This is a genomic window from Blastococcus sp. SYSU DS0541 (genome assembly GCF_054050875.1).
This window is the reverse complement of record NZ_JBJHAD010000005.1, coordinates 233,294-246,449: the sequence shown is the minus strand read 5'-3', so window position 1 is coordinate 246,449 and position 13,156 is coordinate 233,294. Positions and strand designations below refer to the sequence as shown.

Sequence of the window (13,156 nt, the reverse complement as noted above, 5' to 3'; positions counted from 1 at the left end):
TTCGCGCTGGTCGGCGTCCTGCTGTGGCGGGCGGCCACCTCGCACGACGTCTCGACCGCCACCGGCCTGGACGGCGCGATGACGGCGATCGCGGGCGTGGGCGCCGGACCGTGGCTGCTCGGCGGGGGGGGGGGGGGGGGGGGGGGGGGGGGGGGGGGGGGGGGGGGGGGGCGGGCCCCCCCCCCCCCCCCCCCCCCCCCCCCCCCCCCCCCCCCCCCCCCCACCCCGAGTGGCTCGCGCTGCCCGACCGCACCGTGGTGGTGCTGGGCGCCGGCGCCGAGATGGGCCCGCTCACCGCGCTGCTGCGGTGGGGGGCCCGCGTCGCCGGTGTGGACCTGCCCCACGCGCCGCTGTGGGAGCGGGTGCTCGACATCGCCCGCGCGGGCGCCGGCACCCTGCTGGTGCCCACGCCGGAGCCGGGCGACGAGCCGGACCCGGCGGGGGCGGGCGCCGATCTGATCGCCGAGGTGCCGGCGGTCGCCGACTGGGCCGCCGGGCTGCCCGGGCAGCCGGTGCTGGGCAACTACGTCTACGCCGACGGTGCCACGAACGTGCGGGTCTCCGCGGCGGTCGACGCGCTGACCGTGCGCCTGGCGGGGGAGCGGCCGGAGCTCGCGCTGGCGTTCCTCGCCACGCCGACCGACGTCTTCGCCGTCCCGGCCGACGCGGTCGCGCAGTCGGTGGAGGCCTACGCGCGGCGTTCCCGCACGGCCAAGCTGATGGGCCGCCCGCTGCGGACCATCTCGGGTGGCCGCCTGCTGCAGCGCGCCTACGTGCCCGGCACCGACCCCGGCATCGCCGACAGCCTGGTCGCCCAGCAGGGCCCCAACTACGCGCTGGCCAAGCGGCTGCAGCGCTGGCGGGCGACCACCGCCCGCGCGGAGGGCGGCACGGTGTCGATGAACGTCGCCCCGCCCACGCGGACCCGCTCGGTGCTGAAGAACCGGGCCCTGGCCGCGGCCTACGCAGGCGCCCACCGGTTCGGCGTCGAGATCTTCGAGCCGGCCACCTCCAACGTGCTCATGGCCGCGCTGCTGGTGCACGACCTGCACACCGGCGGCGGCCCGGCGCAGGAGCACCCGTGGCAGGACGAGGCGCACGAGGCGGCGCACGGCGGGCTGTGGCGGGCGGCGTACCAGCCGCGCAGCGCGCTCGGCCTGGCCGCCCTGCTCGGCTACGGCGCCGCCCGCGGCTGACCCCCGGCCCTGGTTGATGGGAGCGAGATGACCCGGCTGTTCGGTGCACGGACCCTGCTGACGGTCCTGCGGACGGGGAACGCCCGCGCCCGCCTGCGCGCCACGCGGGACGGCCAGGCCGCCATCCGGCTGAACCTCGGGGCGGCCGGGCTGACCACCGGCGTCCTCGACGCGGTCGGGGACGGGGCGGTGGCGGCCCCCGACCTCGCCCGCCGGCTCGGGGTGGCCGACGAGGCGCTGCTGGGCGCCTTCCTGGAGGTGCTGGCGGCAGCGGGGCTCCTGCGGCAGGACGCCGGCCACTGGTCGCTGACGGCCGGCGGCCAGGCCGTGGTGGGCGACGACCTGGTACGCGCCTCGTACGAGGCGTTCGCCGGGTTCCACACCGACGTCTACCGCGAGCTCGGGAGGCTCCTGGCCGGCGGGCCCCCGCGGAGGGACGTCGCCGAGCAGGGGACCGTCATCGCGCGGATATCGGCCGCCTTCGAGCCGTTCGTCGACGACCTCCTGCGGGAGGTGGTCGCCGCCGTCGCGCCGCGGCGGGTGCTCGACGTCGGCTGCGGCGCGGGGCTCCAGCTGGCCACGATGCTGGCCGCGGCTCCCGAGGCCGAGGGGATCGGGGTCGACGCCGACGCCGGTGCGGCGGCGCTCGCCCGGCGCACGCTCGAGCAGCGCGGTCTCGGTGCGCGGGCCAGGATCGTGCCGGCCGACGTCCGGGGGCTGGCCGACGACGGCCCGTTCGACCTCGCGCTGCTGGCGAACGTCGTCTACTACCTGCCGGTGGAGGAGCGCGTCGCCCTGTTCACCGACGTGGCCGGGCGGCTCTCCCCGGGGGGCACGCTGCTGGTGGTCACGACGGTGGCGATGCCGCAGCTGTTCAGCCGGCACTTCGACCTGTTGCTGCGGGCTCAGGAAGGGGCCATGTCGCTGCCCACGGCCGAGGACCTCGTGGGCGGGCTGCGCGCGGCCGGCCTGCGACCGCAGGAGCCGCGGCGGATCGCACCCGGCGCTCCCCTGCTCGCCGTGGCGGCGGTCCGGCCGTCCTGACCGCCGGGTCTCAGGCCGGGCCGACGAGCCCGGCGACGATCTCGGCGGAGAGCCCGACCAGCGGCAGCCCGCCGCCGGGATGCGCCGACCCGCCGACCAGGAACAGCCCGGGGACGCGGGAGGCGTTGCCCGGGCGCAGGAACGCGGCGCGCGAGCCGTTGCTGGAGCTGCCGTAGATCGACCCGCCGACGCTGCCGGTGGCACGGGCCAGGTCGGCCGGCGTGCGGACCACGCGCCAGCGCAGCCGGTCGCGGACGTCCAGCCCCCGCCGGGTGAGGACGCCCAGCACGTGGTCGGCGTACCCCTCGGCCAGCCCCGGGGCGTCCCAGTCCACGCCGTGCCCCGGGTCGTGCCGCGGCGCGTTGACCAGGACGAACCACGACTCGCTGTCGCCGTCGGGCACCAGAGCGGGGTCGTCGGGCGCGCTGACGTAGACGGTGGGGTCGGGCACCGGGCACGGGAGGCCCGCGTGGCGGCCGGTGCCGAAGACGGCGTCGAACTCCAGGTCGTAGTCGGACGGGAAGAGCACGGTGTGGTGGTGCAGCCCCGGGGTGCGGCCGTGCAGCGCCAGGAGCAGCACAAATCCCGACAGCGACGGTGTCGCCCGGCCCAGATCCCGGCGGACGCGCCGGGTACGCGGGTCCGGCGCGAGCAGGTCGGCGTGCAGGGCGGCGGCGTCGACCCCCGAGACGACGACGTCGGCCGGCAGCCGCTCGCCGTCGGCCAGCTCCACACCGGCGACCCGGCCGCCGTCGACGAGGACCCGGCGGACCGCGCAGCCGGTGCGCAGCACCGCGCCGTGCCCGACCGCCCGGTCCAGCACCGCGAGCCCGAGCCGGTGCAGCCCGCCGCGCACGTACCAGGAGCCGAAGGCCTGCTCGGCGTACGGCACGGTCGCCAGCACCGCGGGCGCGCGGCGCGGGTCCGAGCCGGAGTACGTGGCGTAGCGGTCCAGCAGGGTGCGCAGGTGCGGGTGGCGCAGGTGCCGACGGCCGAGACCGCGCAGCGACTGCCACGGCGCGATCGCCGTGACGTCCGCCGGACGCCGGGCCAGCCGCGCCAGCGTCGTCGCGCCGGCCAGCGGGGTGCGCAGGAACGGCTCCTCGCTGATCCGCCACATCGTGGCCGCGCGTTCCATGAGCGCGGCCCACTGGGCGCCCGCGCCGGCGCCCAGCGCGTCGTCGAGGGCGGCCGGCACGGCGTCCGCGCGGCCCGGCAGCGTCAGCCGGGTCCCGTCGCCGAACCGGTAGCCCACCGCGGGGTCCAGCCGGACCAGGTCGACGGCGTCCTCGAGCCGGCCACCGGTCGCGGCGAACAGGTCCCGGTACACCCGCGGCAGGGTGACCAGGCTGGGCCCGGTGTCGAAGGCGTGCCCGTCCCGGGCGTACCAGCCGAGCTTGCCGCCGACGTGGTCCGCCTGCTCCACGAGGGTGACCGCGTGGCCGAGCGCCGCCAGCCGCGCCGCGGCGGACAGGCCGCCGAGCCCGGCTCCCACGACCACCACCCGCGCCACGGGCCCACCGTAGCCAGCGCGGCGCCGCCGGCCCGGGTCAGCGTGGGACGGAGACCGCCAGGACGGCGAGGTCGTCGTGCTCGTGCCGGGAGCCGAGCAGCTGCCGCTCCACCGCGTCGGAGACCGCGGCGACCGTCTCCCGCGCCGCACCGGTGGGCGCGCCGGCCACGACCCGCAGCAGCGCCTCCTCGCCGTACTGCACGCCCCGGTCGTCGCGCGCCTCGGTGACGCCGTCGGTGTACAGGACGAGCGTCGCGCCCGGCGGGAGGTCGACGACCTCCTCGGAGTGGACCGCCCCCGCGTCGATCCCCAGGGGGCGCCCGGGAGTGCCCACGAAGGAGGCGGTGCCGTCGGGACGGCGCAGCACGGGGAGCGGGTGGCCGGCCACGCTGATCGAGGCCCGGTGGCCGTCGGCCGAGGGCGCCAGGAGCAGGCAGCAGGCGGTGACGAACCGCAGCGGCCCGCTGCCCTGCTCGTGCAGCAGCGCGGAGTTGACCGCACCGAGGATCCCGGCGGCGGTGCCGGACGCCGCTGCCGCCCGGGCGGTGTGCCGGGTGATGGCGGTGACCGCGGCGGCCTCCGCGCCCGTCCCGCAGACGTCGGCGATGAGAACCATCCACCGGCCGTCGGGCAACGGCATGACGTCGTAGGTGTCGCCGCCGACGAGCGCAGCCTCGCCACCGGCCCGGTAGGTGGCCGCCAGCTCCACGCCCGGGATGGCCGGCAGGTGCGAGGGGAGGAGGCTGCGCTGCAGGGTGTCGGCCAGCTCGCGCACCACCGATTCGGCGCGCAGCCGGGCGAGGAACTGGCCGATCTGCCGGCCGGCGTGCCCGAGCACCTCCAGCAGCTCCGGCGGCACGGGGCGGGACTGCGCCGAGAACAGCTCGCAGACGGCGAGCAGCGTGTCGCCGCGGAGCACCGGGAAGGCGACGCCGGTGCTGAGCCCGTCGGCGCGGACGACGTCCCGGCGGACCACGCGGGCGTCGGTGGCGAGGTCCTCGGCGACCACCGGGACCCGCTGCTGCCAGGCCTTCCCGGGCAGGCCCTCGCCGCGCCGGAAGACCCGGCCGGGCGCGTCGGCCGCCAGGGCCGGGACAGCGGCGCCGGGGGCGGCCCAGGTGCCCGCGTGGACCAGCCGCCCGTGCTCGACGTCGGCCTCCCACAAGAGCGCGGCGTCCCAGTCCAGCTCGGTGCACAGGGTCGGCAGCAGCTGCTCGAAGGCGACGTCGGCGTCCGGGGCCTCGGTCAGCGCGGCCGTCACCCGCAGCGTCGCCGCCAGGTAGCGGCTGACCTCGAACTGCCGCTCCAGCAGGATGGTGGTGCTGGCGTCCCGGAGGACGGCGACCACGAAGGCGTCCGTCGCCTGACCCGCGGTCGTCGTCAGTCGGGACAGCGTCAGGTCGACCGGCACCTCGTGCCCGGCCGCGTGCAGGGCAGGCACCCGCGTGGTGGCCCCGACGAGCTTTCCCTCGCCCGTCGCCCGGTACCGGGAGAAGCCCTCGGCGTGACCGTGGCGCAGTCGATCGGGCATGAGGACCTGCAGCGGGCGGCCGGTCACCGCCGCCGGGTCGTGCCCCAGCAGGCTGCTGACCGACGGGCTCACGTAGGCGATCCGTCCCTCGCCGTCGGCGACGATCACCGTGTCCGGCAGGGCGGCCAGGAGGGCGTCCGCAGGCAGCATCGGGGCTGTCGCGGGCATGGTTCCTCCTCGAGCACGACGACCCCCGACGGGTCGTCCACGCTCCGCCACGGTCAGAAGCCTTTCACACACATGGTGAGCACGCCGCCACAGATCGTCGACATGTGACCATGTCGACACGGTGACATGTCGCCGTCAGAAGGCATACCGGATGGCCAGCCACGGCGCGCGCCGGGCGACCAGCTCGCGCAGCCGGGCCACGGCCGCCCGCTTGACCGCCGCGCGGTAGCGCACGTTGTCCTGCCCGTTCTGGCTGCGCTTCGGTTCCTGCAGGTCGGGCCGCCACAGCAGCTGCTCCGCGGTGGGGTGCCAGCCGAGGTTCACCTCGTGCAGGGCCTCGTTGTGGGTGAGCAGGATGACCTCGGCGGCGGCCTGCGCCTTCGCTGCGGCCCCGAGCTCGTCGTCCAGGCGCTCGAGCAGGGATCCCCACGCCTCCTCCCAGCCCGCGCGGAGCACGACCGGCGAGAGGTTGAGGTGCACCTCGTACCCCGCCGCGACGAAGTCGTCGACGGCCGCGATGCGGTCGGCCACCCGGCTGGTGCGCACGTCGAGCACCCGCGCGTCGTCCTCGGGCATGACGGAGAAGCGGACCCGCGTGCGCCCGCGCGGGTCGAGGTCGAGCAGCTGCCGGTTGACGTACTTGGTGGCGAAGGAGGCCTTCGCCGTCGGCAGGTCGCGGAAGGTGGCCACCAGGTCGGCGACGTTGTCGCTGACCAGTGCATCGACCGAGCAGTCGCTGTTCTCACCGATGTCGTAGACCCAGCTCTCCGGGTCGCACTGGTCGGGCTCGGCCTTGGGCCCCTGCCGGGCCACGTGCCGGCGCAGGTGCCCCGTGATCTGGTCGATGTTGGTGAAGACGGTGATGGGGTTGGCGAAGCCCTTGCGCCGGGGCACGTAGCAGTAGGCGCAGGCCATCGCGCAGCCGTTGGCGGTGCCGGGGGCGATGAAGTTCGCCGAGCGGCCGTTGGGCCGGGTGACCAGGCCCTTGCGGACGCCGAGCACCAGCGTCTCGGTCTTGACCCGGACCCAGCGGTCGACGTTGCCGGCGTTGCCGTGCAGGTCGGGGATCTGCCAGTGCGAGGGCACCTCGACGACCTCCGCACCGGGGAAGCGGCCCAGCACCTGCCGGCCGCGGGGGGAGTCCAGCGCGGCCGGCTCGGCGTAGACGCGGCGGACCTGCAGCAGGTGGTTCGGCGGCATCGGTGCCGGCGGCGGCTCGACGTCGAAGAGCGTGAGCGGCTCGGCGGCTCCCATACGGGGTGCAGCGCCGGCGGGGCGGTCCCCATTCCGGTGCGAGACTGCGCGCGTGACCGCACCCGGCGCCCCTCGCATCGACCTCAACGCCGACCTGGGCGAGGGGTTCGGCGTCTGGCGCCTGGGCGACGACGACGCGCTGCTGGAGGTCGTCAGCAGCGCCAACGTCGCCTGCGGCTTCCACGCCGGGGACCCCGTCACGATGCGCCGCGTGTGCACCGCCGCCGTCGCCGCCGGGGTCGCGATCGGGGCGCAGGTGTCCTACCGGGACCTCGCCGGGTTCGGCCGGCGCTTCGTCGACGTGGCGCCGGACGAGCTCGCCGCCGACGTCCTGTACCAGCTCGCCGCGCTGGACGGCGTGGCCCGGGCGTGCGGCGGCCGGGTCTCCTACGTCAAGCCGCACGGGGCCCTCTACAACGCCGTGGTGCACCACGCGGTGCAGGCGGGTGCCGTCGTCGAGGCGGTCGCGGCCTACGACCCGGGACTGCCCGTGCTGGGCCTCCCCGGCTCGGTGCTGCTCGGCAGCGCGGCCGCCGCCGGGCTGCCGACGGTCGCGGAGGGCTTCGCCGACCGGGGCTACACCCCCGAGGGCACCCTCGTGCCCCGAGGGTCGGCGGGCGCGCTGGTGCACGGCCCGCAGGCCGTGGCCGAGCGGGCGGTGCGGATGGCCGCCGAGGGCGCCGTCGTCGCGGTCGACGGCAGCCTGGTGCGGGTCGAGGTGGGCTCGGTGTGCGTGCACGGGGACACCCCGGGAGCGGTGGAACTCGCGCGCTCGGTGCGGGCGGCGCTGGAGGCGGCCGGGCTCGCCGTGAGGCCGTTCGCGGGCTGAACGGTCAGTCGCGCGGGCGCAGCTCCTCCATCGGACGGCGGCCGGAGAGGAGGGCGGCGGCGATCTCGTCGACCGACCGACCGGAGGCGTAGGCGTCGGCGCGGAGCACGGCCAGCGCCTCGGCCGGGTCGACGTCGTGGGTCATGCTGAGCTTGCCCACCGCCTCCCACACCGCCGCCCGCTGCCGCGGCGCCGGGCCGTGCAGCCACTCCGGCCCCTCCGCCGGGGTCCAGGTCGACCACACCGCGGCGTCGCCGAGCGCCGAGGTCACCAGCTCGCCCACCGCCACGGCCTCGAAGACGTCGAGCTCCACCACGCCGGCCGACCGCGTGAGGTAGAGGTCGAGCGCCCCCGCCCCGGCGGGGCCGGGGCCCAGGGGCAGGGCGACGACGGCGCGGAACGGCGTGCTGCCGAGCAGGAGGTCGGCGAAGACCGGCCAGCGGCGCCGGAGCTCCTCCTCCACGGCGAGCACCGGCTGGCCGGTGCTGTCGGCCGTCGCGCACGGTCCCTCACCGGCGGTGAACTGCAGGCGTTCGGCGTTCGAGGCCTCCGGGCTGCTGGCGCCCAGGGGGAGCCGGCGACCGGTGCCGTCGACCACGCTCAGGCCGGCACCGTCGACGTGGAGCAGCTCGGCGCACGCGCGGCTGAGCCGCAGCGGCAGCCCCTCCGGCCCGGCCAGCCCGGGATCGGACTGCCGCGCCAGGGCCGCGTCGAACCGGCTCCCGATGGTCACGCCCGATTGTCCGCCCGCGCACCGGGATCCACATCCTGTGACGTGTCCTCTGGCGTCCCGGGCGGGTACGTGCAGGCCGTCTCCCGCACCGCCGGTGCCCCGGCCACCGTGGCGCCCGCGGAGTCCGCTGCCGGCCGCCGGTACCCGGGTGTCACAACGCCAGTTGTTCCTCGCGTCCGGTCCGCCACTCCACCAGGACGATGGTGGCGTCGTCCTGCAGCCGGCCGGCCTGGTGCTCCATGACGCTGCGCATGAGCCGGCGGAGCGTCTCCGGCGGGGGCTCGCCCGCCGTCTCCGCTCGGACGACGAAGTCCGCGAGGCGGTCCTCGCCGAAGAAGTCGCCTACCGGCGAGCGCGCCTCGGTGATCCCGTCGGTGTGCAGGAGCACCCGGTCGCCCGGCGCGAGCTGGAGCTCGCAGGCGTGCGGGGGGCCCTGCTGGAGCCCGAGCGGGAGGGCCGGACGGCAGGGGTGCGCGGGAAGGAGCAACCCGTCGCGCACGACCAGTGGGACGCCGTGCCCGGCGTTGACCCAGGACAGCCGGCCGGACTCCAGGTCCAGCCGGCTCAGCAGCGCGGTGGCGAACTGGCTGCCGGGGAACTGCCCGGCGATCGCGGCGTCCATGGCCGCCGACGTCGCGGGGAGGGACTCGCCGCGCCGGCGGGCCGACCGGTAGGCGCCGACGGCGACCGTGGCCAGCAGCGCCGCGGGCAGGCCGTGGCCCACGGCGTCGAGGACCATGAGGTCGGCGACGGGACCGTTCACGGCGTAGTCGAAGGTGTCCCCGCCGATGTCGTAGCACGGCTCCAGGGCCGCGGAGATGACAATCCGCTCGGTGCCGAAGGTCAGCGGCGGTACGAGCGCCCACTGGATCTCCGCGGCCAAGCTCATCGGGCGGGTTCGGCGCAGCCGCGCGAAGACGTCGCTGTACGCGTCGCGCGTGACGCAGAGCTCGGCGACGAGCGCGGCGAATGCACGGCGCTCGTCCTCCTGCTCCGCAGGGGGCTCGGCGTCGAAGGGCAGCTCCAGGACGCCGACGCGCTCGGCGCCGTCGAGGAGGGGGAGCCAGAGGCGGACCGCGCTGTCGCCGTGCCCCGGGGACCGGGTCACCTCCACCCGGCGGAAGGCGAGCCCGCCGACCGAGCCGTCGACGGTGAGCCGGTCGCGCGGCGGGACGTCGACACCGGCGAGGGGAACCAGGGACAGCTGCTCGTAGTCGGCGAGGTAGACGACGGCGGCGCGGGCGCCCAGGGCCACCGCGTGCCGCGACACCACTGTGCCGAGCCGGTCGGCGGGGAGGTGGTGCGACGACCGCAGCAGGGACCGCAGGGGATCCTCGGCGTCCGGCGGTGAGGTCACGACCGGCCCAGCATCCCACCGGCCGGCGATGACGGCGACCGGGGCCTGACGGCGGTGCCCGGTGACCGATCATGGTGCCGTGACGGGTGGCGAGGGGTGCGTCCGCGCGACGGCGTACGGCGACCGGGCGGTGCTCGTCGAGGCCGCGGACCCCGCCGACGTGCCGGGCCTGCACGCCGCGCTGGTCGCCGCTCCGCTGGCCGGGCAGGTGGACCTGGTGCCCGCCGCGCGCACCGTGCTGGTGCTGCTCGACCGGCCGGTGACCGACCTCGACCTGGTGGCCCTGCGGAGCCTGGTCCCCGCCGCCCCGGAGGGCGGGCCGGCCCGCGCCCCCGTGGTGCTGCCGGTGGTGTTCGACGGGCCGGACCTCGCCGAGGTCGCCCGGCTCACCGGCCGCCCGGAGGAGGACGTCGTCACCGCGCTGACCGGGGCCGCGCTCACCGTGGCCTTCGGCGGGTTCGCCCCCGGCTTCGGGTACCTGACCGGGCTGCCGACGGAGCTGCAGGTGCCACGCCGGACGACCCCGCGCACCCGGGTGCCGGCGGGGTCGGTGGCGCTGGCCGGTCCGTACGCGGGGGTGTACCCGCGGGCCTCGCCCGGTGGGTGGCAGCTGGTCGGGCGCACCGACGCGGTGCTCTTCGACGTCGACCGGGACCCACCGGCGCTGCTCGCCCCGGGCACGGCCGTCCGCTTCGAGGCGGTGGGCTGAGTGCTCACCGTGCTCACGCCCGGCCCGTTCACGACGGTGCAGGACGCCGGCCGCACCGGCTGGGCCTCCATCGGGGTGCCGCGCTCGGGCGCCGCGGACCGTGCGGCGGCGGCGCTGGCCAACCGGCTGGTGGGCAACGAGCCCGCGGCCGCGGTGCTGGAGGCCACGGCCGGCGGGCTGCGGGTGCGCGCCGAGCGGACCGTGCTGGTGGCGGTGACGGGGGCGCCGGTGCCGGTCGTCGTCGACGGGCGGCCGGCACCGTTCGCGGCGCCCACGACGCTGCGGCCCGGCGCCGTGCTGGGGCTGGGCACCCCGCGCGCCGGCCTGCGCAGCTACCTCGCGGTGCGGGGCGGCATCGACGTCCCGCCCGTGCTGGGGTCGCGGAGCACGGACACGCTGTCCGGCCTGGGCCCAGCCGTCCTCGCCGCGGGGACACGGCTGCCGGTCGGTGGGCTGGCGGGCGAGGAGCCGGTCGTGGACGTCGCTCCCGTGGGCGCACCGCCGGAGCGGCCGGTGCTGCGGGTGCTGCCCGGGCCGCGGCGCGACTGGTTCGACGACGCCGCGTGGCCGGCCCTGCTCGCGAGCGCCTGGCAGGTCGGTGCCGACAGCGACCGGGTGGGCCTGCGGCTGGCCGGCCCCCGGCTGGCGCGGGCCCGCGACGGCGAGCTCGCCAGCGAGGGGCTGGTGCCCGGCGCCCTCCAGGTGCCGCCGGACGGCTCGCCCGTGCTGTTCCTGGTCGACCACCCGGTCACCGGTGGCTACCCGGTGCTCGCCGTCGTCGTCACCGCGGACCTGCCGGTGGCCGCGCAGCTGCGGCCCGGTGACGTCGTGCGCTTCCGAGCGTGACGGGCGGGGCCCGGAGGGTTCGTCGCAGGTGGGGGACGACGCGTGGTCGCGGTGTCGTCCGGAGGACGACGGTGTCACCGCACGGGGAGGACGGCCGGGCCGTGCGGCCCGGGGACGATGCGGGCCCGCGCGCCGTAGTGCTCCGACAGCACCGCCTCGGTGAGCACCTCCTCCGGGCGCCCCTCGGCGACGACCCGCCCCTCGGCCAGGAGGGTGAGCCGGTCGGCGTACTGCCCGGCGAGGGTGAGGTCGTGCAGGGTGCTCACCACGGTCAGCCCGTCCTGCCGGCGCAACCGGTCGAGCAGGTCGAGCACCTGCTGGGCGTGGCCGAGGTCGAGGGCGGCGGTCGGCTCGTCGAGCAGGAGCACCCGCGGCTGCTGGGCCAATGCCCGCGCGAGGACGGCGCGCTGCTGCTCGCCGCCGGAGAGGGTGACCACGGCGCGGTCGGCGAGCCCGTCGAGCTCGAGCCGCCCCATGACGTCGACGACGACCTCCCGGTCCACCCGGCGGGGCGCGGCCAGCAGGGGGCGGTGCGGGGTGCGCCCGAGCAGGACGTAGTCGCGGGTGCTGATGCCCTCGGGCAGCACCGGGAGCTGCGGGGCATAGGCCAGCAGGCGGGCCCGGTCGCGGCGCGGCAGGCCGCCGACGGGCCGGCCGTCGATCCGCACCTGGCCGGCGTGGGGGTGCAGCCCCAGCACCGAGCGGAGCAGCGTGGACTTGCCCGACCCGTTGGGGCCGATGATGCCCAGCCAGCCGCCGGCGGCCACGGTGAACCGGACGGCGGAGAGCACCGGGCGCCGTCCGTAGCCGGCGTCCAGCCCCACCACCTCCACCCGCGCGCCGCCGGTCGGCGGCGGGGCCGCTGCCTGCCCGCTCACCGCCGTCGCGCCCCCGCCCACAGCAGGCCGGCGAAGAACGGGGCGCCGACGAACGCGGTCACCACGCCCAGCGGCAGCTCGGCCGGCGCCAGCACGGTGCGGGCGAGGAGGTCGGCGAGCACCAGGAACGCCCCGCCCGCGAGCAGGGAGACCGGGAGCACCCGGGAGTTGGCGCCGCCCACAAGCCGCCGGACGATGTGCGGCACGACCAGCCCGACGAAGCCGATCAGCCCGCTCACCGCGACGGCGGAGGCGGTGGCCAGCGAGGCGGCGACCACGACGAGCAGCCGCAGCCGCCCGGGGTGCACCCCGAGCGAGCGCGCCTCGTCGTCACCGACCGCCAGGACGTCCAGGGGCCGGGCGCACAGCAGCAGGGTCCCCACCGCCACCCCGAGGTAGGGCAGGACCAGGCCGACGTCGGACCACTGGGCACCGCCCAGGTGCCCGAGCAGCCAGCCGTAGATCTCCCGCAGGTCGTCGGTGTTCTGCTGCTGGACCAGCGTCTGCGCCGCGGCCAGGAACGCGGCGACCGCGATGCCGGCGAGCAGCAGCGACGCGCTGTGCGAGCCTCCGGCCGCGTGGCCGAGGGCCAGGGCACAACCCACGCCGACGAGCGCGCCGACGAAGGCGGCGAGCGGCACGACGCCCACGGGGCCGACCTGCTGGCCGGGCGCGTAGGCGATCACCAGGGTGGCGCCCAGGCCGGCTCCGGCCGCCGCGCCCAGGAGGTAGGGATCGGCGAGCGGGTTGCGGAACACGCCCTGGTAAGCGGCGCCGGCGACGGCGAGCGCGGCACCGACGAGCGAGGCGAGCACCACGCGCGGCAGCCGGAGCTCGACCAGCACCGCCGCGCGGGTGCCCTCCAGCGCGCCCGGCACGGAGAGGCCCAGTGGCGCGAGGGCGCGGTCGAGCAGCGTCGCGACGACCGCGCCCGGCGGGAGCGGCACCGCGCCGACCCAGATGCCGGCCAGCACGGCGGCGACCAGGACGGCGGCGGCGCCGGTCCCGGCCAGGAACGCCGAGCGCCGCGACCGCACGGCACCCGGACCGGCCGCGGTGCGGCCGGTCCGGGTGCCAGGGGCTGCGGTGCTCATGCCG

The 13,156-nt window shown here is 77.4% G+C and carries 12 protein-coding genes; 5 read left to right on the top strand and 7 right to left on the bottom strand.

The window, feature by feature from the left end; translation table 11 throughout:
- Nucleotides 1–254 precede the first annotated feature (254 nt).
- Both ACI794_RS08430 and ACI794_RS08425 read left to right on the top strand, forming a co-directional pair.
- Nucleotides 255–1,196, top strand: coding sequence for a hypothetical protein (locus ACI794_RS08430; protein WP_456616129.1), 942 nt, complete (start codon nt 255–257; stop codon nt 1,194–1,196).
- Nucleotides 1,197–1,385: 189 nt separating this feature from the next.
- The gene (locus ACI794_RS08425) at nt 1,386–2,240 is read left to right on the top strand and encodes an SAM-dependent methyltransferase (RefSeq protein WP_456601555.1); all 855 of its coding nucleotides are present in this window, start codon (nt 1,386–1,388) and stop codon (nt 2,238–2,240) included.
- Nucleotides 2,241–2,250: 10 nt separating this feature from the next.
- Here the strand turns inward: ACI794_RS08425 and ACI794_RS08420 are convergent, their stop codons facing one another.
- From ACI794_RS08420 to ACI794_RS08410, 3 genes are all read right to left on the bottom strand, one after another.
- Nucleotides 2,251–3,753, bottom strand: a complete 1,503-nt coding sequence (locus tag ACI794_RS08420) for a phytoene desaturase family protein (RefSeq protein WP_456616128.1) — start codon at nt 3,751–3,753, stop codon at nt 2,251–2,253.
- Nucleotides 3,754–3,790: 37 nt separating this feature from the next.
- Nucleotides 3,791–5,452 carry a SpoIIE family protein phosphatase gene (locus ACI794_RS08415; protein WP_456616127.1) on the bottom strand — a complete coding sequence of 554 codons (1,662 nt, stop codon included), beginning with the start codon at nt 5,450–5,452 and terminating at the stop codon, nt 3,791–3,793.
- A 135-nt stretch (nt 5,453–5,587) separates the two neighbouring features.
- Nucleotides 5,588–6,706 carry a spore photoproduct lyase family protein gene (locus tag ACI794_RS08410; protein ID WP_456601545.1) on the bottom strand — a complete coding sequence of 373 codons (1,119 nt, stop codon included), beginning with the start codon at nt 6,704–6,706 and terminating at the stop codon, nt 5,588–5,590.
- A gap of 52 nt (nt 6,707–6,758) precedes the next feature.
- Here ACI794_RS08410 and ACI794_RS08405 point away from each other — a divergent pair, with 52 nt between their 5' ends.
- Nucleotides 6,759–7,535 carry a LamB/YcsF family protein gene (locus ACI794_RS08405; RefSeq protein ID WP_456616126.1) on the top strand — a complete coding sequence of 259 codons (777 nt, stop codon included), beginning with the start codon at nt 6,759–6,761 and terminating at the stop codon, nt 7,533–7,535.
- 4 nt (nt 7,536–7,539) lie between these two features.
- Here the strand turns inward: ACI794_RS08405 and ACI794_RS08400 are convergent, their stop codons facing one another.
- Nucleotides 7,540–8,268, bottom strand: a complete 729-nt coding sequence (locus tag ACI794_RS08400; RefSeq protein WP_456616125.1) for an ANTAR domain-containing protein — start codon at nt 8,266–8,268, stop codon at nt 7,540–7,542.
- 151 nt (nt 8,269–8,419) lie between these two features.
- Nucleotides 8,420–9,625 (bottom strand): PP2C family protein-serine/threonine phosphatase, encoded by a 1,206-nt coding sequence (locus tag ACI794_RS08395; protein ID WP_456601542.1) that lies wholly within the window; start codon nt 9,623–9,625, stop codon nt 8,420–8,422.
- 79 nt (nt 9,626–9,704) lie between these two features.
- Between ACI794_RS08395 and ACI794_RS08390 the strand changes: the two genes are divergently transcribed.
- Complete coding sequence (locus ACI794_RS08390) at nt 9,705–10,334, top strand: 5-oxoprolinase subunit B family protein (RefSeq protein ID WP_456616124.1); 630 nt, start codon at nt 9,705–9,707, stop codon at nt 10,332–10,334.
- Nucleotides 10,335–11,180 carry a 5-oxoprolinase subunit C family protein gene (locus ACI794_RS08385; RefSeq protein ID WP_456616123.1) on the top strand — a complete coding sequence of 282 codons (846 nt, stop codon included), beginning with the start codon at nt 10,335–10,337 and terminating at the stop codon, nt 11,178–11,180.
- 74 nt (nt 11,181–11,254) lie between these two features.
- Here the strand turns inward: ACI794_RS08385 and ACI794_RS08380 are convergent, their stop codons facing one another.
- Both ACI794_RS08380 and ACI794_RS08375 read right to left on the bottom strand, forming a co-directional pair.
- The gene (locus ACI794_RS08380) at nt 11,255–12,058 is read right to left on the bottom strand and encodes an ABC transporter ATP-binding protein (protein WP_456616122.1); all 804 of its coding nucleotides are present in this window, start codon (nt 12,056–12,058) and stop codon (nt 11,255–11,257) included.
- Complete coding sequence (locus tag ACI794_RS08375) at nt 12,055–13,152, bottom strand: FecCD family ABC transporter permease (RefSeq protein WP_456580774.1); 1,098 nt, start codon at nt 13,150–13,152, stop codon at nt 12,055–12,057. Before ACI794_RS08375 ends, ACI794_RS08380 begins: the two co-directional genes overlap by 4 nt.
- Nucleotides 13,153–13,156 lie beyond the last annotated feature (4 nt).